The sequence below is a fragment of the Neptuniibacter sp. QD57_21 genome (assembly GCF_047778075.1).
GTDB lineage: Bacteria > Pseudomonadota > Gammaproteobacteria > Pseudomonadales > Balneatricaceae > Neptuniibacter.
This window is the reverse complement of sequence record NZ_CP180549.1, coordinates 2,296,106-2,316,776: the sequence shown is the minus strand read 5'-3', so window position 1 is coordinate 2,316,776 and position 20,671 is coordinate 2,296,106. Positions and strand designations below refer to the sequence as shown.

At 44.7% G+C, this 20,671-nt stretch carries 19 protein-coding genes; 7 read left to right on the top strand and 12 right to left on the bottom strand.

The features are described 5' to 3' along the window. Positions 1-26: 26 nt before the first annotated feature. Positions 27-821, top strand: coding sequence for a UDP-2,3-diacylglucosamine diphosphatase (locus ACMXYS_RS10305; protein ID WP_415896447.1), 795 nt, complete (start codon positions 27-29; stop codon positions 819-821). Between the two features lie 55 nt (positions 822-876). Here the strand turns inward: ACMXYS_RS10305 and trpB are convergent, their stop codons facing one another. The 3 genes from trpB to ACMXYS_RS10290 form a co-directional block, all read right to left on the bottom strand. After that, positions 877-2,079 carry a tryptophan synthase subunit beta gene (gene trpB / locus ACMXYS_RS10300; protein ID WP_415896446.1) on the bottom strand — a complete coding sequence of 401 codons (1,203 nt, stop codon included), beginning with the start codon at positions 2,077-2,079 and terminating at the stop codon, positions 877-879. Positions 2,080-2,238: 159 nt separating this feature from the next. Next, complete coding sequence (locus ACMXYS_RS10295; protein WP_415896445.1) at positions 2,239-3,888, bottom strand: methyl-accepting chemotaxis protein; 1,650 nt, start codon at positions 3,886-3,888, stop codon at positions 2,239-2,241. A gap of 196 nt (positions 3,889-4,084) precedes the next feature. Beyond that, positions 4,085-4,390, bottom strand: a complete 306-nt coding sequence (locus ACMXYS_RS10290; protein ID WP_415881616.1) for a hypothetical protein — start codon at positions 4,388-4,390, stop codon at positions 4,085-4,087. Positions 4,391-4,497: 107 nt separating this feature from the next. Between ACMXYS_RS10290 and pdxB the strand changes: the two genes are divergently transcribed. From pdxB to ACMXYS_RS10265, 5 genes are all read left to right on the top strand, one after another. Continuing rightward, positions 4,498-5,628, top strand: a complete 1,131-nt coding sequence (gene pdxB, locus ACMXYS_RS10285) for a 4-phosphoerythronate dehydrogenase PdxB (protein ID WP_415896444.1) — start codon at positions 4,498-4,500, stop codon at positions 5,626-5,628. Between the two features lie 52 nt (positions 5,629-5,680). Beyond that, positions 5,681-6,388, top strand: a complete 708-nt coding sequence (locus ACMXYS_RS10280; RefSeq protein WP_415881614.1) for a flagellar brake protein — start codon at positions 5,681-5,683, stop codon at positions 6,386-6,388. Continuing rightward, entirely contained in the window at positions 6,381-7,493 is a 1,113-nt protein-coding gene (locus ACMXYS_RS10275; RefSeq protein ID WP_415881613.1) for an ATP-NAD kinase family protein, read from the top strand. The genes ACMXYS_RS10280 and ACMXYS_RS10275 overlap by 8 nt, the downstream gene beginning before the upstream one ends. A 62-nt stretch (positions 7,494-7,555) precedes the next feature. After that, positions 7,556-7,807: a hypothetical protein gene (locus tag ACMXYS_RS10270; RefSeq protein ID WP_415881612.1), complete on the top strand. Its 252-nt coding sequence runs from the start codon at positions 7,556-7,558 to the stop codon at positions 7,805-7,807. Positions 7,808-7,879: 72 nt separating this feature from the next. Then, the gene (locus ACMXYS_RS10265) at positions 7,880-8,443 is read left to right on the top strand and encodes a hypothetical protein (protein WP_415896443.1); all 564 of its coding nucleotides are present in this window, start codon (positions 7,880-7,882) and stop codon (positions 8,441-8,443) included. 335 nt (positions 8,444-8,778) lie between these two features. Here the strand turns inward: ACMXYS_RS10265 and ACMXYS_RS10260 are convergent, their stop codons facing one another. Together ACMXYS_RS10260 and ACMXYS_RS10255 are read right to left on the bottom strand one after the other, a co-directional pair. Further along, complete coding sequence (locus tag ACMXYS_RS10260) at positions 8,779-9,495, bottom strand: YebC/PmpR family DNA-binding transcriptional regulator (RefSeq protein ID WP_415881610.1); 717 nt, start codon at positions 9,493-9,495, stop codon at positions 8,779-8,781. 170 nt (positions 9,496-9,665) lie between these two features. Continuing rightward, entirely contained in the window at positions 9,666-9,875 is a 210-nt protein-coding gene (locus tag ACMXYS_RS10255) for a hypothetical protein (RefSeq protein WP_415896442.1), read from the bottom strand. 239 nt (positions 9,876-10,114) lie between these two features. Here ACMXYS_RS10255 and ACMXYS_RS10250 point away from each other — a divergent pair, with 239 nt between their 5' ends. Further along, positions 10,115-12,052 carry an ATP-dependent DNA helicase RecQ gene (locus tag ACMXYS_RS10250; RefSeq protein ID WP_415896441.1) on the top strand — a complete coding sequence of 646 codons (1,938 nt, stop codon included), beginning with the start codon at positions 10,115-10,117 and terminating at the stop codon, positions 12,050-12,052. Between the two features lie 109 nt (positions 12,053-12,161). Here ACMXYS_RS10250 and ACMXYS_RS10245 read toward each other — a convergent pair whose 3' ends face one another. From ACMXYS_RS10245 to ACMXYS_RS10215, 7 genes are all read right to left on the bottom strand, one after another. Beyond that, complete coding sequence (locus ACMXYS_RS10245; RefSeq protein WP_415896440.1) at positions 12,162-13,934, bottom strand: acyl-CoA dehydrogenase; 1,773 nt, start codon at positions 13,932-13,934, stop codon at positions 12,162-12,164. A gap of 132 nt (positions 13,935-14,066) precedes the next feature. Then, on the bottom strand, positions 14,067-14,993 hold the full coding sequence (locus ACMXYS_RS10240) for an electron transfer flavoprotein subunit alpha/FixB family protein (protein ID WP_415896439.1): 927 nt from the start codon (positions 14,991-14,993) through the stop codon (positions 14,067-14,069). 11 nt (positions 14,994-15,004) lie between these two features. Then, positions 15,005-15,754 carry an electron transfer flavoprotein subunit beta/FixA family protein gene (locus ACMXYS_RS10235; protein WP_415896438.1) on the bottom strand — a complete coding sequence of 250 codons (750 nt, stop codon included), beginning with the start codon at positions 15,752-15,754 and terminating at the stop codon, positions 15,005-15,007. Between the two features lie 60 nt (positions 15,755-15,814). Beyond that, positions 15,815-17,461 (bottom strand): acyl-CoA synthetase, encoded by a 1,647-nt coding sequence (locus tag ACMXYS_RS10230; RefSeq protein WP_415896437.1) that lies wholly within the window; start codon positions 17,459-17,461, stop codon positions 15,815-15,817. Positions 17,462-17,504: 43 nt separating this feature from the next. Beyond that, positions 17,505-18,431: a branched-chain amino acid ABC transporter permease gene (locus tag ACMXYS_RS10225; RefSeq protein WP_415896436.1), complete on the bottom strand. Its 927-nt coding sequence runs from the start codon at positions 18,429-18,431 to the stop codon at positions 17,505-17,507. 9 nt (positions 18,432-18,440) lie between these two features. Further along, positions 18,441-19,328, bottom strand: a complete 888-nt coding sequence (locus ACMXYS_RS10220; protein WP_415881602.1) for a branched-chain amino acid ABC transporter permease — start codon at positions 19,326-19,328, stop codon at positions 18,441-18,443. A gap of 80 nt (positions 19,329-19,408) precedes the next feature. Continuing rightward, positions 19,409-20,617: an ABC transporter substrate-binding protein gene (locus tag ACMXYS_RS10215; RefSeq protein ID WP_415881601.1), complete on the bottom strand. Its 1,209-nt coding sequence runs from the start codon at positions 20,615-20,617 to the stop codon at positions 19,409-19,411. Positions 20,618-20,671: the final 54 nt, after the last annotated feature.

Sequence of the window (20,671 nt, the reverse complement as noted above, 5' to 3'; positions counted from 1 at the left end):
GGTCATAACTCATAAAGAGAGAATTTATGACCGTGTCTGCACTTATCAATGCTCGTACTATTTTTATCTCCGATGTTCATCTCGGTTTCAAAGACTGTAAGGCTGATTATCTGTATCAATTCTTATCTTCAATCAAATGTGAAACCTTGTATTTGGTTGGGGATATTGTCGATCTATGGTCATTGAAGCGCCGACTGTTCTGGCCTGAAGAACATTATCGAATACTTTTAAAACTTTATGAGCTCGCTGACCAGGGTACGTGTGTTATTTACGTGCCTGGTAATCATGATGACCCTTTGCGTCACTTTGACGGTCAATGTTTCGGGCCTATAGAGATCATTCATGAACATGAATTTAAGACCGTTAAAGATAAGCGATTTTTAATCATGCATGGCGATGCCATGGATGCGTATATGAAGCACACTTGGCTGACAAAGTGGGCAGGTGATTTAGCGTATGACTTCCTACTGTTCCTAAATCGCTGGTCCAATCGATTACGGAAAATCAGTGGCCGTCCGTTTTACTCTTTAGCAGGGCAGGTCAAAGATAATATTCGCGGAGCTAAGCATGCTATCCACCGTTATAAAACCGAGTGTAAGGCTGAAGCTAAAAGACGTGGTTTTGATGGAGTGATTTGCGGTCATATTCATTACCCAGAATATGACGACGCAACCGATGTGGTTTACGCAAATACCGGTGATTGGATTGAGAACTGCTCGGCGCTTATAGAAGATTATTCTGGTGAGTTAAAACTGCTGCATTTTAGTGATCGTTTAGAATGGAAAAATTTAGTTAAGGAAAAACAACTTCAAGTTGCATGAGGGCTTGTAAGTGGGGCGGGTGCAACAGAAATCTGTTGCACCATCGAACATATGGTTACAGCCCCAGTTTGTCTGCGACGTAATCGGCGTCCTTATCGCCACGGCCTGATAGGTTTACAAGGATGGTTTGGTCTTTTGAAAGTTCAGGTGCTTTACGCATTGCCCATGCAACAGCATGAGAGCTTTCCAGTGCAGGTATAATGCCTTCAACCTGAGATAGGGTCATAAAGGCATCTAGGCACTCTTGATCAGAAGCGGTTTCGTATTCAACGCGTCCGAGCTCTTTAAGGTAGCTGTGCTGAGGGCCTACACCAGGGTAATCAAGGCCTGAGGCAATTGAGTGAACAGGTAAAGGTTCGCCATTGTCATCTTCAAGGACATAACATTTCATGCCGTGAAGAGAGCTTGGTTTACCAAGAGTCAACGTTGCTGAATGCTCTGAGGTGTCTAAGCCTTTCCCTGCAGGTTCAACCCCAACAATATTGACCGCTTCATCATTCAAAAATGCGGTAAATAACCCCATTGCGTTTGAACCACCACCTACACAAGCGGTGATGTAATTTGGTAGCTGGCCCTTTTTCGCTTGGAACTGTTCGCGTGCTTCGTTACCAATAACACTTTGGAAATCGCGGACCATTTTCGGGAAAGGGTGAGGACCGACCACTGAGCCGATTGCATAGATATAGTTAACGGGATCTTTTAGGTACTCTTCAAATGCGCTATCCACCGCATCCTTCAATGTCGCGGTACCCTGAGTGACGGGTACTAACTTACAACCAAGAATTTTCATTTTGGTGACGTTAGGGTGCTCTTTCTCAATATCTACTTGGCCCATGTGAATTTCACAAGGGATGCCTACGAGTGCGCAGGCCGTTGCTAAAGCAACGCCGTGTTGGCCAGCACCTGTTTCGGCGATCACTTTAGTTTTGCCCATATATTTTGCAAGAAGGGCTTCACCTAGGCAGTGGTTGATCTTATGTGCACCTGTGTGGTTCAGGTCTTCACGTTTTAGGTAGATCTGTGCGCCACCTAATTTGTCACTTAGACGTTTTGCATGATAGATCGGACTTGGACGGCCAACATAGTCAGCAAATAGCGTGTCTAGCTCTTGTTGGAATTCCGGTTGTTGGCGGATCTCTTCGTAGGCGTCGTTGATCTCATCCATGATTTTTTTAAGTTCTGGTGGGATCTCTTGCCCACCAAATTGACCGAAGAAACCCTCTTTATTTGGCATCTCGGAAAATTCAAATTTCTTCATCTTCTTCCCGCAATCTATCTTATTGGTTTTAAAGGGATATCAGCACGGACAAACGCCATGCGCGTTATATGATTAGATTATATGCACTTAATCTTAAGTAATAAATTGTTTCAAGTGTAAAAAAAGCCGCTATGAAAGCGGCTTTTTTAGAAAGTTTAACTAGTGATTTTCTGGCCAATAACCTATGCGTAAACCACCCCAGTGGCGACCATTGATAAAGATAGGTACCGATAGGTCGTGCATTATTTCACCGGTATCACGCTTATAAGTTTGTAGAAGCATGGTTTCGGTATGGCAACCACAACGTGCGCCCGTTCGGTCATTAAACAGGCGTTTACTTCGGCTTTTTACAAGATCGGTTTCAAAGTCACCCGTAGGAGGGTTAGCAAACTGATTATTGTGAGTTGGGACATAGCCGTTCGGGTCAGTCATAATGGCGTAGACCATTTTGTTATGACGAGAAAGCGCTGGCTCTTGAATGCCTGGTAAAATTTGATCGCAATATTTATCAAACTGCGTTGTATATTTTTGCGGATTAGTACCATTTACGGGTACGTAGTTGCGATCAAATAAACTACCTTCATGCATTTGCCCGGAAGATAGTGCTTGTTGGAATGATTCGGCTACTTGATCAGCAGTATCACGTGCAATCTGATAGAACTGTTGATGGAAGTTTTGGTCTGAGGATGCGGCTAAGATCGCATTGGATCTTTCAGCAGCCTCCATCAACGCTGATGCTTGAGTCGCAAGTTGGCTAACCTCTACATCACTTTCTTCCAGTTCGTGGCGAACCGTTTGCAGAGAGTTAAAGATGACTTCTAGGTTCTGGCGATTGGCACGAGCGCCTTCGGCGATAACTGAGATCTGTTCTTCTACAGCGGAAGATTGCTCTGAAATCCCCCCTAGTTGATTGCTGATAAGTTCCATTGCTTCAGTGCCGCTTTCGACATCACCTGATAGGGTCTTAATGCGCGCAACAACTTGCTGAGTTTCAGCGCGGATCTCGTCAACAATTGTTTCTACTTCACCGGTAGCGCTGGCCGTTCTGGAAGCGAGTTGTCTTACCTCGTCAGCAACAACGGCAAATCCGCGTCCATGATCACCAGCTCGAGCAGCTTCGATTGCTGCGTTAAGTGCAAGCAAGTTGGTTTGCTCAGCAATCTCTTCAATAACCTTGGTCACATCTTGGATTTTCAGAGATTTCTCATTCAGCTGCTCGATGAGTGTTAATGTCTCAGCTGCTTGAGAGTTAAGCTCGCGAATGTTGCCCATCGCTTCTGTCAGCGCTTGTTGACCTTCTGCCCCCGTGGTTTTCGCTTGAATTGCCATATCTGCGGCAATTTCCGCTTGTTGTGCAGAATGTTGGACAGTCACAGTCATCTCTTCAGAGTTCTGTGCAATTTGAGAGACTTCTTGAACTTGATTATCGAGCTTAGTTTTTAGGGTATCTGCTGAGTAGGAAACCTCAGCTGCTGCTACGGCGTTTGCGTTTGCGCTAGAGGATAGCTTAGCGCTGACATCTTCATTGCCTTGGCGATTACTGAACAGGTCGCCAAATAAAGTCGGGAGTAATTCTAATTCGTCAGTTTTATTAGCATTAACTAGAGAGGCTTCTTTGCTCAGTTTGCCTAAAACTGAGTTGTGTAACACTAGGATTGAAAGACTTGATGCTAAAAGAGCGGTGACGATCAGAATGATCAGCGCAGTGCTGTCGACTCCTAAATAGAATGATGCTGCGCCAGCAATAACAATAATAAAAACTGCCGCAAAAAAACTTTTAAAGTAAAAGCTAGAAATGGACCTGTTCATGCAATTTCCCTATTTTGTTGTTATTTAGGGGAGGTGATAGTTAAGGCTACAAGTGTTTATAGATATTTCTTGATAGTACCCTAACTGCCTGTATTACAAGCTTATATACAGGAATATATCATCACAAAAATAGGGTAAATGCTGTACTTTAGTAGAGATTTTTAACGGTGGTAGGGGAATATAGAAGGGAATGCGCTCAGAATAATTTTTCTGAAAACAGTAGAGCATGTTTTTTTGGTGTATCTATATGAATAGGGTCAAATTCAAATCCCAACTGAGTTTCCTTGCGAGCGATAAGCCTAAAACCCTCAGTTTTTAATTGCTTACGAATTTCTCTCACAATAAAACGAGCATCTTGATATGATTTGGCAACTGTTTGATTACACTCGTTTTTATCGTCAGTCGAATTACCCCAACTTTGGGTTACAATCCAATCACCGACCAGGTCTTGGTACATCCGAACGATGTAGTATTCCTGTTGTTTTTGCCAGCGTATGATCAAACTGATGTAATCCGTAGAATGACAGCAGGTTTTGCCCGCTGATAGCCAATGAAAACCGCGCATTGAGCCTGATATCGCGCGGTTTGTAAAGACTGGAGATAGATAAATTGTTGAACCGGAAACTAAAAATCTTGGCTGATGAGAATATGCCTATGGCTGAGGCTATTTTTTCTCGTTTTGGAGAAGTTAGACTCTGTGCTGGTCGAGGCTTATCCGCAGAGCAACTTTCAGATGCTGATGTACTTTTAGTTCGTTCTATCACTCAAGTTAATAAAGCGCTGTTACAGGGTAGTCAGGTGCAATTTGTCGGAACCGCGACTATAGGTACCGATCACATCGATAAGGCTTATCTGGAAGACAACGATATCGCGTTTGCCAATGCGCCCGGCTGTAATGCCGATGCTGTTGTGGAATATGTATTAAGTGTGATCTATCAATTGGCGGCGAAATATCAGTTTGATCCTAAGGAAAGAACCTATGGCATTATTGGCGTAGGCAACGTTGGTGGGAGATTACAAAAACGTTTTGAAAAGTTAGGCTTCAAGGTTTTACTAAATGACCCGCCTCGGGCTGAATCAGAAGCTGGTTTTTCTGATCTAGACACTTTGCTTGAGCAAGCTGATGTCCTTTGTTTGCATACCCCACTTACCTTAGATGGTGATCACCCGACAAAACATCTGCTATCGACTGAGCAACTCCAGACACTGCGTAAAAATGCGATTGTTATTAATGCGGGACGTGGCCCTGTGATTGATAACACTGCTTTGCTTAAAGTTGGCCAGCAGCGTTCTGATCTGCTTTTTGCCTTAGATGTTTGGGAGCATGAACCCGAGGTCAATGCAGAGTTAGCTGCACGTTGTGAATTCGTATCACCGCATATAGCAGGCTATAGCTTAGATGGCAAAATTCGAGGCACTTACATGCTCTATCAAGCACTATGTAAGCATTTGCAGGTTAGGTGTGAAGAGCCTCTAACCGATTTTCTTCCAGAGGCGGAATTGTCATTTAAGGAGCAGGGGAGTTTGACAGCGTTAGAATTAATGACGTTGATTTACGATCCACAGGTGGATGATCAACTCTTGAGAGGAACGTTAGAATTACCGGAGGCAGATCAAAAACTAGCGTTTGATCAACTTCGTAAGCAGTATAGGGTACGTCGTGAATTTGCATCTCTAAAAGTGGCTAATGCAACGAATCCAAAAGAGCTATCGGCATTGGGTTTTCAGCTCGCAGACTAACCCTAAATCCCTTAAGCTATAGTCTTTATTAATGCAGTTATAAGAACCTTGAATGACCGAAGCGTTAGCACAGTTAAAATCCGTTAGAACTCTTGCTGAACTGAACCCTAAAGTGGGTGAAAAGGTTCAGATAGAAACGCGTACTCCCCGTGGGCGTTATTCGGTCCAGCTATTAGGCTATCGAGAAAACGGTAGTATGATGGTTTCAGCACCACGTACCTCGAATTCCATTAACGTGGGTTCGCGAGTTACCGTCCGTTTGATGAGTGGTAACTTTATCTGTGCCTTCAGTGCTAAGGTACTCAAAATACAGACCAGCCCGTTTGCTTATTGGCATCTTGAATATCCAACTGATACTGAAGTTAGGCGCATACGCAGTCACACGCGCGTGCCTGTTAATTTGATGGTGTCGATTGATGAATTTGAGTTGGGTAAAGGGCTAAGATTAGATTGGCCTATCAATGCTTACTGTACTGATATTAGTATCAAAGGTGCCTGTATAGATGCGCCCGTTACCCTAGGTAAAAAAGGTGACAAGTTATTTATTACGACGCGCTTTCAAGTGGCAGGTGCCGATCAGGTCGTGCTCACCCCTGTTGTGATAAGAAGTGTGCAAGCGGCAGAAGATGGTTTGACCAAAGTGGTGAGCCACGGTGTTGAATTTGAAGAGATGGATGATGACACCCACCTCATTCTAGCTGCTTTTGTATACCAGCAATTTTTAATTGAAACCGGTAATTTGGAGATCATAGGTGTTTAAACTCGGTCTTATTATTAACCCTTTAGCAGGAGTTGGCGGCAGTGTCGCGCTTAAGGGAAGTGACGGTGAGGAGACCGCGAAGAAAGCTCTGGAATTAGGTGCTGAACCTAAAGCGGGCTTACGTACCCTCCAGGCTTTGGAAGTACTTCAAGGTTTAGATATCCAAGTTATCACTTATCCTGCTGAAATGGGTGAAGAGGTTGCCGTTAAAGCTGGGTTTGAACCGCAAGTCGTTGGCCAGATCGAATCAGGCAATACTCATGCAGAAGATACCTTAAGAGCTGCCAAAGATCTGGTTGCTGCAGGGGTTGATATCATCCTATTTGCCGGAGGTGACGGTACCGCTCGTAATATATGCGAATCGATTGCCGGTGAAGTACCCGTTTTAGGTGTACCTGCAGGAGTAAAAATTCACTCGGGTGTTTATGCTGTTACGCCCAAAGCCGCGGGTGAAATTGTTGCCATGCTGGTCAAAGGTGAGTTAGTAACTCTAGGTGATCAGGAAGTCCGTGATATTGATGAAGAGGCGTTCCGGGAAGGGCGTGTTCGGGCTAAATATTATGGCGAGTTAGTTGTGCCTCAAGAGCACCGTTTTTTACAACACGTAAAAAATGGTGGCAAAGAATCTGAAGAGCTGGTGTTGGATGATATCGCGGCAGATGTGATCGAAAAGATGGATCCTGATTCTTACTATGTTATGGGATCTGGTTCTACGGTAGCTGCAGTGATGGAACAGTTAGGTTTGCCAAATACCTTGTTAGGGGTCGATCTGATTAAAGATAACGAGATCGTTGCTTCAGACTGCACAGCACAACAACTACTGGAGTTAACCGAAGGTGAGCCTTGCGAACTAGTGATTACATTGATCGGTGGTCAAGGGCACATTGTTGGGCGTGGCAATCAGCAGCTGAGCCCCGCATTGCTTAAGCGAATTGGCAAAGAAAATATCAATGTGATTGCGACCAAAACAAAACTGCGTGAACTGGAAGGCCGCCCGTTAATCGTAGACAGTGGAGACCCAGAGTTGAACGCGAAGCTCTCGGGAGTGATACCAGTTACAACCGGTTATCATGATTCTGTGCTGTATCGAGTGGCAGATTACTAAGAGCTTATCTATGCTTTAAAGGCCTGTGTTACAGGTCTTTTTTATATGGGCAGGTGACGGTTGTGGTTAATCACTTATTCAATTTTTTTCTTATGCTGCTTGCGCCAGAATGGATGCGTGATCAAACCCCTGATAAAGATCACTTCTATCGGCGTTTATTCACTGCTAAGCACCGCGCTAAGCGAAATAAAATTAAACTACTCTGGATCTGCGTACTTAGTCTTTGCGTCCTCTTCCCATTTCCTCATGCAATTGCTGCGTTGGTATTGCTGACCACATTTATTACATTCAGTTGGTTGGATGAATCAAACTGACATCGTTCTGTCATAGAGTCTCGGTAAAGTTTCGCCTGATATTTTTTATAAGAACTTATTGAGGCTCACCCCATGAAAAAACTGATCGCAGGCGCTGTTGTTGCAAGCGCAATGATTGCTCTAACTGGTTGCCACACAAATCAGGCGAAGCAGGAAGAAACTAAAGAAGTTGCACAACTAAACAATGATGACCTATACGAAGTTTCTCACGAAGGTCGTCACTATGTGTTTGACGATTTCACAACTTATCAGTCTTTCCTAACAGTTGGCGAAACTTCTTACCGTAAAGTATTTATTGGTGGTGGCCCTAAAGGCGAAACATTGGTATTCGGTCTAACTGGCGCAGACAAAAAGAAAATGTCTGGTATCGCTAGTATCGATATGTTTAATGGCGAAATGGCTGGTGCAGAAAGCTTCTACGGCGAAATGCGTGGCGAAGATGGCCGTCTATATGTTTTCAGTACTCTTGAAGATATGGAAGACGTACGTACTGTAGGTGAAGCACCATACCGTTTCACTCAGATCGCTGCGGGTCCTCAAGGTCAGACAGTTGTATTTGTTCTAAACAAAAACAACAAGAAAAAGCAGCCTGTTGCTTTGATGGCTAAATTCAAAGAAATGAACAATATGAAGTAACCCTTCGAACAAGGGCTTGTTTATTTATTGGTCGATAAACGGGTCCTTTGTTTGGCGATACTATTTTCCCATATTGCATTTGTATTAGAAGTCTGTAGAAAAAAATCTATTTTACTAATGGAACTTTTCTATACGCAGCACAGTCAATAAATACATCCTGTAAGACGGGAAGGCCTTTCGATATGTCATAGGAAAGTTTGGGTTCTGTTATTTACGAAAGGTCTTATTTTAGGCGCTGTTTACGTGAGTAAACGGCGCTTTTTTTATCGGGTTAAACTAATTCAGGCAATAAAAAAGCCTGCTGAATAAGCAGGCTTTTTAGAATTAGCGAGAGATTAGATCTCAGCGTTGTGATAAATGTTCTGAACGTCGTCGAGATCATTCAACATATCGATAAATTTCTCGAACATTGGTAGGTCGTCTGCAGAGACAGGTGAGCCGTTATGAGGTACAAATTGGATCTCATCAACGTCTAAGTCCAGACCTTCAATGTTTTCTTGAAGCGCTTTCTTCGCTTTAAAGTAATCAGTGTGAGGTGCGAAAACAGTAATCTTGCCGTCTTCGGCTTCGATATCTGTTACATCAACATCTTCCATCATTAGCGCTTCTAGCACAGCATCTTCGTCATCGCCGTTGAATACGAAGATCGCACTGTGGTCGAACATGTGGCTTACGCTGCCTTGAGAACCAATTTTACATTTGGTTTTGTTAAAGCAGTTACGAACATCACCAAAGGTACGGTTAGGGTTATCGGTTAGACACTCAACGATAACCATGCAGCCGCCAGGGCCGAAACCTTCATAACGAGCTTCAGAGAAATCTTCACCGCCGCCGCCTTTAGCTTTATCTAGCGCTTTGTCGATTACGTGAGCAGGCACCTGAGCCTTTTTAGCACGTTCGATTAAGCCTGCTAATGCAAGGTTTCCTTCGATTTCGATGCCGCCTGCTTTCGCACAAACATAGATTTCACGGCTAAATTTACTGTAAACCTTAGCCTTAGCATCGGATGTTTTTGCCATCGACTCTTTACGGTTTTGATAGGCTCGACCCATTGCGATATTCCATACACTGAGAAAAAAGAAGAAAATTCTACCGTTTCAGAGCCAAACAGGAAACCCGCATTTAGGGTGTGCGGCTAAGTAATCCACAAAAATATGGTTCTTAATCGAGATCTGGGCAAACTTACAACGTTTGCTAGTAGGTTAAAGCGGACAAGGGCTAATTAAATAACATCATGCCCTCTAACTTCTGCCTTTCTTGAAAATATCTGATTGATAGCCCCAGAGACGATTTCTTTGATAATAGGGTGTTCACCCTCAAGGTCTGCTAGTTGAGCGCAAAACAGAGGTTTATCCTTAGCGGAAGCCCAAGCGGTGAAGTTATCATCGATAACAATAGATCTAATGACCGAAAAGTACTTATTAATTTCCATGATCAGCTCCATTGTACATTTATTGTGCTTGTGCAGCATTTTTGCACTTGATTATGTCTAAATGGTTAAAGTTTCCTTTCGTTTATGTTGTTTGTTTAATGTACAGCACTAAACGTGCCATAAAGCACTAGTCCTGATGAGCAAGTGCTTTTCATTTTGCGTGATAGCTATTGCCTCACGTATAGTTCCAAATAACTTCACCAGCATCGCTAAATGGATTTAGCGCTAAGGAATTTTCTATGGATCTGCAACAATCGCTACAACAACACTTTTCGTTCGATCAATTTCGGGATGGGCAAGAGCAAACAATTCGTCAGTTACTTGATGGTCAATCGACACTCTCAGTATTTCCAACGGGTGCAGGCAAATCGCTTTGCTATCAATTTACAGCGATTCATCTACCTAATTTGACCTTGGTTGTCTCGCCGTTATTAGCGCTGATGAAAGATCAGTTAGCTTTTTTAAAAGAAAAAGGGATTGCTGCGGCAAGTATAGATTCGACGTTGACGCCTGATGAAAACCGTCAGGTTATGCAGGATATTCGTCAGGGCAATATTAAGATTTTGATGGTCTCTGTTGAGCGGTTTAAGAATGAGCGTTTTCGAGAGTTTATTAGTTCTGTGCCAATCTCAATGTTGGTGGTGGATGAGGCGCATTGTATCTCTGAGTGGGGGCATAATTTTCGCCCGGATTATTTGAAACTCCCTCAGTATTGTCAGCAATTAAACATTCCGACCGTATTATTACTGACGGCGACTGCTACCCGAAAAGTTAAAAGAGATATGGCGCAGCGCTTTAATATTGCTACGGAGCATATAGTTCAAACAGGTTTTTATCGCTCGAATTTGGATTTATCTGTATTGCCGGTTAATGAAGGGGATAAAAAGGCCAAGCTAGCTCACGTTGTTGCTGCGCAAAACGGTGCAGGTATTGTGTATGTCACTTTACAACAAACAGCAGAGGAGGTTGCCAATCACCTAAAGCGGCAAGGAATCGCGGCAGTTGCTTATCATGCAGGTTTGGACAATGAGCTTCGACATCACATTCAAACTGATTTTATGGCGGGAAGAATTGGTGTTGTGGTTGCGACTATCGCTTTTGGAATGGGGGTTGATAAGTCTGATGTTCGCTTTGTAATCCATTATGATCTGCCGAAATCTATTGAAAACTACAGCCAGGAAATCGGTAGGGCCGGTAGGGATGGTCAGCTATCTCACTGTATTACCTTGGCCAATCTGGATGGTATAACTACGGTAGAGAACTTCATATACGGTGATACGCCAGAGCTACCGGGCATCGAATATGTGATCAACAATATTCGGGATGAGGAGAGTGATCAGATATGGGAAATGCAGGTATCTCCATTATCCAGCGCTTCTAATATTCGCCAGCTTCCGCTAAAAACTCTTTTGGTACAGTTAGAGCTTCGAGGTGTTATTCAGCCTAAATACTCCTATTTTGCTGATTTTAAGTATAAATTTTTGGTCGATCAGCAAGCGATATTAGAGCGATTTAAAGATGAGCGGCGTCAGTTTATAGAAGCTATTTTCCAACATACCCAGTTTAAAAAAGTGTGGGGGAATTTAGATTTTGAAAGCCTTTATCAGCATTATGGTTGTGATCGGCAGCGGGTTATTTCTGCGATGGAATACCTGCAAGAGCAGCAGTTGATCGCGCTTGAGACTAAGAAGATTACCGAAGTCTTTGCAGTTAATGCCAATAAACTTGCTGAACCTCAATTGGCTCAATCCCTTGCTGATTATTTTAGCGAAAAAGAGGAGAAAGAAGTTCAGCGTATTGCTCAGTTAATTCGCTTTTTTGAATTGGGTCGGTGTTTAACTGCAAATTTAGCACGTTATTTTGATGATCAACTTGCACCAGAAACGTGTGGTCATTGCTCGGCCTGTCGTGGTGAAATTGCTAAACTAAGTTATTCCTCGGAGCCCGTATTGCCAAACGATTCTGAACTGATACTGCAGTTAACAGAGTTGAAAGAGCGTTTAGGTCAGTCGGAATCACAAATCGGTGCTGGCAGCTACAGCCGGTTTTTAGCCGGTGTATCCCTTCCTGCCTTTAGCCGAAATAAAATCAGACAACTAGTTGGTTTTGGTAGTTGCGAAAAGGTCAGGTTCTCCGAGATTAAAGACAAAGTATCTGCATTATTCCCCTCGCTATAAGTACAAAAAAGCCCTCCTAAAAGGAGGGCAAAGAGGCCTTTAAGCCTAAAGGAGCCCAACAGCTCCGGAGTGGTAACACCACCATCGTGAAGAGCGTAAAAACGAAGGTCTAAAGCTGTTCAATATCCAAAGCAAAAGTATGATTTAAGCCAGTCTGTAGGGTTGCTGCATGTTGGCTTACTCTTGGTAGGTAATGGTCAGCAAAGAACAATGCGGTAGAAACTTTAGCGTTAAGGAAGTCATTGCCGTAGTCGTTATCCGCGCCTTTTAACTCTTCAGCTTTGATGGCGCCTTGCGCTAGTAACCAGCCACCAGTTAGGTAGCCCATCATCATTAGGTTGTCGACACTGATATTGCCCATTAGTTGTTTATCGCTACCAGCATTTTCTAGAATGAACTTACCGGCTGCAGTCGCATCACTCAGAGCTGTCATAAGTTTTTTACCAAGCTCTTGTAGTGCTTCTGAATCTGAATGTAATAGCAGTTCAGTTGTGGCTTGAACATCAGCTTGTAGTTGCGATAGAGCAGCGCCTTTATCGAATAGTGTTTTACGGCCGATAAGATCTAAGGCTTGGATACCTGTAGTACCCTCGTAAATCGGTAAAATACGGGCGTCACGGTAATGTTGTGCCGCACCAGTTTCTTCGATGAAACCCATGCCGCCGTGAACTTGGATATTCAGTGATGTCAGTTCTTGGGCCAGTTCAGTCATCCAGCCTTTAACAATTGGCGTGTAAAACTCTACCCGTGATTTGCTTGTTTGATCGCCATGATGTGCGCGGTCAATATCCGCAGCAGCGGTATAGGCAAGAGCACGCATTGCTTCATTACCTGCTTTCATCGCCATCAACATACGACGTACATCTGGGTGATTGATGATCGCTATTTTGCTGCCATCAGGATTGCTACCTTGGAAGCGTTCTTGGCTGTATTGCAGTGCTTGTTGGTAAGCGCGCTCGGAGATAGATAAACCTTGCAGGCCTACGGATTGGCGAGCATGGTTCATCATTGTGAACATGTAGCTCAGGCCTTTGTTTGCTTCACCTACGAGGTAACCGATCGCGCCTTCGTTATCACCAAAGCTCATGACACAGGTTGGGCTGCCATGAATACCCAGTTTGTGCTCTAGGGATACGCAGCTTACGTCGTTTAATTCACCCGGTTGGCCTTGCTCATCTAAAAGGTACTTCGGCACGATAAACAGGGAGATGCCTTTAACACCGGCAGGTGCGTCTGGCAGACGAGCAAGCACGAGATGTACGATGTTTGATGTCATCTGGTGATCACCCCAAGTGATAAAGATCTTCTGACCCGTAATCTTGTAGTGATCGCCTTCAGGGATGGCTTTGGATGCTACCGCAGCAAGATCCGAACCCGCATTGGGTTCAGTTAGGTTCATGGTACCGGTCCATTCACCACTAATCAGTTGTGGTAGGTATTGTGATTTTAATTCGTCGCTACCATGCGCAATCAGAGCTTCTACAGCGCCTTGGCTTAGCATAGGGCAGAGTGCAAAGCCCATATTAGCCGAATGCCACAGCTCATTAACGGCTGTACCTATGACATTGGGTAGCGCCTGGCCACCAAACTCTTCAGGGCCCGTCAGCGTAGCCCAACCATTTTCGACAAACTGCTGATAAGCATCTGAGAAGCCAGCAGTTTCTTGTACTGCACCATCTGCAACCGTAGCGCCGTTTTGGTCGCCCACACTATTAAGAGGGGCCAATACATCAGAAGCGAGTTTTCCAGCCTCTTCAACGATCACATTGGCAAGCTCAGAGTTAACTTCGTCTAGGTTTTGTTCTCTGCATAGCTGATCTAGTTCGATCAGATGGTTTAGTAGAAAGCTGGCATCTTGTAGTGGTGGAGTATAAGTGCTCATAAATCTCTCATCTCTTGATTAGCGCGGCTATATAAAAACATCCAAGCGGCTCTTTAAATTGTATCGTGTTTGTTACTTTAAAAAGGCGAGCTGGGTAAAAAGGCGACAAGTACCCAGCCCGCATCAAAGGAGCTACAGTTTATTTTGTAGCTCTGGCATCACGTCGAACAGGTCAGCAACTAAGCCATAATCTGCGACGGAAAAAATAGGTGCCTCTTCATCTTTGTTGATAGCAACAATAGTTTTGGAATCTTTCATTCCAGCAAGATGTTGAATAGCACCTGAAATACCTACAGCGATATAAAGCTCTGGCGCGACGATCTTACCGGTCTGGCCTACTTGCATATCGTTTGGAACAAAGCCGGCGTCAACCGCTGCGCGGGATGCACCTACGGCAGCGCCTAGCTTGTCTGCTACTTGTTCGAGCAGACCGAAATTCTCACCGTTGCCCATACCACGGCCACCGGAAATAATGATGTTGGCAGCAGTCAGCTCGGGACGATCAGACTCAGCGACCTCTTCACTAACAAAACTTGATAGTTGGGCATCATGAGCAATTGATATCTCACTGATCTCTGCCGAATTGTCTGTTTCAGCAGCGTCAAAAGCGGTTGTTCGCACGGTGATGACTTTAATTGGGTCTAATGATTCTACGGTTGCGACCGCGTTACCTGCGTAGATAGGGCGCTGGAAAGTAGTGGCTGATTCAACTGCGGTGATATCTGAGATCTGAACCACATCAAGTAGCGCTGCAACACGTGGAAGGTAGTTTTTACCTGAGGTAGTGGCAGGCGCGAGGATATGATCATAGTCCTTACCTAACTCGGTAATCAGCTTAGCCATGTTCTCTGCAAGCTGGTATTCATAAGCTAGCTCATCAGCAAGTAACACTTTACTAACGCCTGCGATCTCTGAAGCTGAAACAGCTACAGCTTTACAGTTACTGCCCGCAACCAATAGATGAATATCACCACCGATTTGTGTCGCTGCTGTAATCGTGTTGAGAGTGACTGGTTTTAGTGTACGGTTGTCATGTTCTGCAATAACGAGAATAGTCATATATCACCCCCTTAAATTACTTTTGCTTCGTTCTGAAGTTTCTCGATCAATTCATCAACGCTGTTTATTCGGATACCCGCTGCACGCTCTGCTGGTGGCGTGACTTTCAACAACTTGGTGTGGTTTTTTAGCTCTACACCTAAGTCCGCAGGGGATTTGACCGCTAAAGGCTTGCGCTTAGCTTTCATAATGTTTGGCAAAGACGCGTAGCGAGGTTCGTTGAGTCGAAGATCAGTGGTCACGATTGCTGGTAGTTTGAGCTCGACGGTTTGTAGACCGCCGTCCACTTCGCGTGTAACAACAGCTTTGTCATCTTCGACCTTAACTTCTGAAGCAAATGTACCTTGTGGCATATCGGTTAGCGCCGCTAACATCTGACCTGTCTGGTTGTTATCGCTATCAATCGCTTGTTTGCCCATAATGACCAGATCAGGTTGCTCCTCATCGATCACTTTGCTTAATAGCTTCGCTACATTCAGCGATTCAGGAAGCTCATCTGTTTCAATTTGAATACCACGATCTGCACCTAAAGCTAGGGCTGTTCTAATCTGTTCCTGGCAGGCTTTAGGTCCGATCGATACGATGACGATTTCGTCTGTTTTGCCTGCTTCTTTTAGGCGAACTGCTTCTTCTACAGCAATCTCGCAAAACGGGTTGAGTGCCATTTTTACATTGGCTAGATCTACATCGCTATTGTCTGCTTTAACGCGCACTTTTACGTTGTAATCAATTACGCGTTTTACGGTAACTAAAATTTTCATCTGTTTACCTCTCCGACCTAGGGGCTAAGCCCCTAGGCTTTCACTCTGGTGTTATAAGTCTTATGATTTTTGAGGTTCAGTGCCATTGGCACGATCACGAAGTAGGAACTTCTGGATCTTACCGGTGGATGTTTTAGGTAGTGGACCGAAAACAATATCCTTTGGTGCTTTAAAGTGAGCCATGTGTTCACGACAGAAATCGATTAATTCTTTCTCTGTGATACCGCAATCAGCACCGTCTTTTAGAGCAACGAAAGCACAAGGTGTTTCACCCCATTTCTCGTTGTTTTTGGCAACCACAGCAGCTTCTTGGATAAATGGATGGCGGTATAGAACATCTTCCACTTCGATAGAGGAGATGTTTTCACCACCTGAGATGATGATGTCTTTAGAGCGATCTTTGATCTCGATATAACCATCCGCATGCCATACCGCTAGATCACCTGAGTGGAACCAACCACCTTCAAAGGCTTTCTCAGTGGTTTCTTGATTCTTTAGATAGCCTTTCATCACAAGGTTACCCTGCATGAAGATCTCACCCATCGTTTCGCCATCTTGAGGTACCGGCTCCATCGTTGTCGGATCCGCAACCATTAGGCCGTCAAGCATCGGTGCTCTAACACCTTGACGAGATTTTAAGCGTGCTTTTTCATCAGCCGTTTTGTCATTCCACTCATCGTGCCAAGCACAAACCACAGAAGGACCGTAGGTTTCAGTCAAGCCGTAAACGTGGGTTACACTAAAGCCAAGCGCTTCCATACCTGCAATAACCGCTGCTGGTGGCGCAGCACCCGCTGTCATTACATTTACTTGATGCTCGATACCGGCTTTAAGTTCATCATCAGCGGAGTTCAGCATGTTCAGAACGATAGGTGCACCACAGAAGAAACCAACTTTTTCTTCTTTGATCGCATTGAAAATGTGATCTGCGCGTACATGGCGAAGGCAGACATTAACACCTGCCATAGCAGCGATTGTCCATGGGAAACACCAACCATTGCAGTGGAACATGGGTAGGGTCCATAGATATACCGGGTGCTGGCCCATACCCCATGAAATGGAGTTACTGATAGCGTTTAGGTAAGCACCGCGATGGTGGTATACAACACCTTTTGGGTTACCAGTAGTGCCTGATGTGTAGTTGAGCGTGATGGCGTTCCATTCATCATTCACATGATGTGGAGTGAAGTTTTCGTCTCCTAGCTTGAGGAAATCATCGTATTTGATATCGCCGATGAATTCGCCTTCGGTCCAATAAGGATCATCGATATCAATGATGAAAGGTTTCTGGTCCATCAGCTCAAGAGCACCTTTAACGACAGAACTGAACTCACGGTCAGTAATAAGAACCTTGCTCTCAGCATGCTGCAAAATAAATGCAACGGCTTCTGAATCTAGACGGATATTGATTGAATTAAGAACTGCACCACACATAGGTACGGCGAAATGCGCTTCAAAGTGTTCAGCTAGGTTTGGCGCTAAAATTGAAACGGCATCGCCTGGATTGACGCCTTTTTGTTTCAAAGCGCTGGCTAGTTTCTTGCAACGATTATAGGTTTCGGCCCAGCTGCGGCGAATTTCACCGTGAACAGTGGCTGTACGTTCGGGATAGACACTAGCTGCACGTTCGATAAACGTAATAGGTGTTAGTGCAGAATAATTGGCCAGATTTTTATCCAGATCGGTTTCGAAAGCTGAAGTGATCACTGTCTCTCTCCTTGCTATTTATCGCTAACGCTCAGTTTCGCGCTTAGCTAAAGTTATTACGTTTAAATTTGATCAATTGGCCGACTATTCCGCTGCGGAAGCTCAAAACGCAAACCACAAAAACAGCGCCCATAATGATGTGAATGTAGTTACCCATCTCGCCACCAGAGAGGTAGTTCTGCATGCTGACGATAAAGCCTGCACCCAACACTGGTCCAAAGATCGTGCCCACGCCGCCAACAAGTGTCATAAGGATGACTTCGCCTGACATGTGCCAATGAACATCGGTTAGGGATGCCAATTGGAAAACCAGCGTTTTGGTCGAGCCAGCAAGTGCTGCCAAAGCAGATGAGATGATGAACGCAATCCATTTGTAACGATTAACGTCGTAACCCAATGAAGTCGCGCGGGCTTCGTTATCACGAATTGCTTTTAATACTTGGCCAAATGGTGAATGAATGGTGCGGTTGATCATCCAGTAACCGAATACAAAGATGGCCAGCACAAAGTAATACATGGTGTAGTTATCGCTTAGGTCTAGAAGCCCAAACAGCTCGCCACGAGGCACACCTTGCATACCATCTTCACCATTGGTGAATGGTGCTTGTAGGTAGAGGAAAAACACTAACTGTGCTAAAGCCAAGGTCACCATAGCGAAGTAGATACCTTCGCGTTTAACCGCAAGCTTGCCAAAAATTGCACCTAATAAACCACCGGCAACGGTACCCGCAAGAATGGCGAGTTCAGGTGTAATACCGCTATTGATCATGAGGTAACCAGTGATGTATCCACCTGTTCCTAAGATCGCCGCATGACCAAAGGAAAGTAAGCCTACAAATCCAAGCAATAAGTTAAATGCGCAGGCAAATAGTGCAAAGCACAGTACTTTAGCTAGAAAAACAGGGTAAAGAGCTGCTGGTGCGATCAACGCTAGAGCCAGCAGTGCAATGTTTAGTTTTTGATTATTCATACCTATCTCCTAAGCTTCTTTACCGAATAAACCGGCTGGCTTGAGTAGCAGCACAATAACCATCACCAAGAAGATAATGGTGGTAGAGGCTTCGGGATAAAAATATTTGGTTAAGCCTTCCACGATCCCCATACCAAGGCCCGTGAGAATAGCGCCGCCGATAGAGCCCATACCGCCAATAACTACGATGGCAAACACCACGATTAAGATGTTTGAGCCCATATCAGGTGATACTGAATAGACTGGAGCGGCCATAACGCCGGCAAAGCCTGCTAGAGCAACGCCGAAACCAAAGGTCAAAGTAACGATCAATGGCACGTTGATCCCAAAGGCTTGCATCAGTTGTGGGTTCTCTGTGCCCGCTCTCAGGTAAGCACCTAATTTCGTCTTTTCGATCATCCACCAAGTGCCAGCGCAAACAATGATGGAAGCGATAATGATCCAAGCCCGATAATTAGGCAGATACATAAATGGCAGGCGGTTACCGCCTTTTAGTTCTTCAGGAATGGCGTATGACATGCCTGAAGAGCCAAACATATGGGTAAAAGCACCTTGAATAATCAAGGCTAAGCCGAACGTTAGCAGGAGGCTGTAGAGGTGATCTTCGTTAGCGATAGGGCGGATAAGGAAGCGCTCCATCAATATGCCGATCGCGCCAATGCAGATCGGTACAAGGATCAAAGCCACCCAGTAATTGATGCCCATATATTTAAGGGCAAGAAAAGCGATAAATGCACCCAGCATATAGAGTGCACCTTGCGCGAAGTTAATGATCTTCAGTAGACCGAAGATAATGGCCAGTCCAAGGCTAAGCAAGGCGTAGAATGAGCCGTTGATCAACCCAACCAATAACTGGCCAAATAGGGCAAAGAGGTTAATATCAAACATAATAATCATCTACCTGTAGTCATCCCAGAGGAATGTATGAAGCAGGTGTGGTGGCAAAGCCAAATAGCATTTGCCACCACGCATTTTTCTTATGAGAAGTTGCACTGAGGTAGCATTGGGCTGTAAGCCTCATCTGCTGGAATAACCTTCAGTACTTTGTAGATGTCGTTTTGATCTTTACGCTCGGCTGCTTTCTTAATCTCTACATACAGCATGTCGTGTACCATACGGCCGTCTGGACGTAGAGTTGCATTACGTGCGAAGAAGTCTTCAGGTTTTGTCTCTTTCATCTTCTTAGCGATCGCTTCTGCGTTATCGCTGCCTACCGCTTTTACTGCATTTAGATAGTGAGTTGTTACCGAGTAAACACCTGCGTGAATCATGCTTGGAATAGCGCCGTGACGCTCTTCAAAACGTTGACTCCACTGACGTGTTTTCTCATCCATGTCCCAGTAGAATCCAGACGTTAAGCGCATACCGCCAGCAACATCTGCATCCATCGCTTGAGCGTTTGGTGTAAATACCAATAGGCCAGCAACATCCATCTCTTGAGTTAGACCAAATTCAGTGGCTGTTTTAAGTGCGTTTACTGTGTCGTTACCAGCATTCGCTAGTGCAACTACATCCGCACCAGAAGCCTGAGCCTGAAGAACATAAGAGGAGAAGTCTGTTGTGCCTAGTGGCGCACGAATAGTGCCAACAACTTCACCACCGTTTTCTTTGATGACCTTGGATGCAACACCTTCTAGGGCGTGACCAAAACTGTAGTCAGCTGTGATGAAGAACCATTTCTTCTTACCCGCTTGAACCATTGGCTTTACAGTGCCGTTTGCTAGGGCAACAACGTTGTAAGTCCAGTGAACGTTGTAAGGGTTACAGCTCTTGGTTGTGAAAGTGTTGGATGCTGAGCCAGAGATCAGTGTTAGCTTTTTAGCATTCAGGTTAACTTTTGATACTGCGCCAGATACCGCAGAAGAAACTAAGCCACCGATTGCATCAACGTCTTCAGCTTCTACCCACTTACGCGCAATAGAAGAGGCTATATCTGGTTTTAGCTGCGAGTCAGCTGTAACTAGTTCGATCTCTTGTCCAAGTGCCTTACCACCAAAATCTTCAATCGCCATCTCTGCTGCGGTTACACAACCTTGACCACAAATGTCGGCATATGTGCCACCCATATCTGCCAAAATGCCCAGCTTAATTTTGCCGTCAGATTCTGCCAGTGTAGCACCTGAAACTGTTGTAGCCATTGCGCCTGTGATAACTGCTGAGATTAGTGATTTTTTAAATGTCTTCATTGACTCGCTCCAGTTGCCGTACCTTCTACTCAAAGGCCGTATCTATGTTGTTTT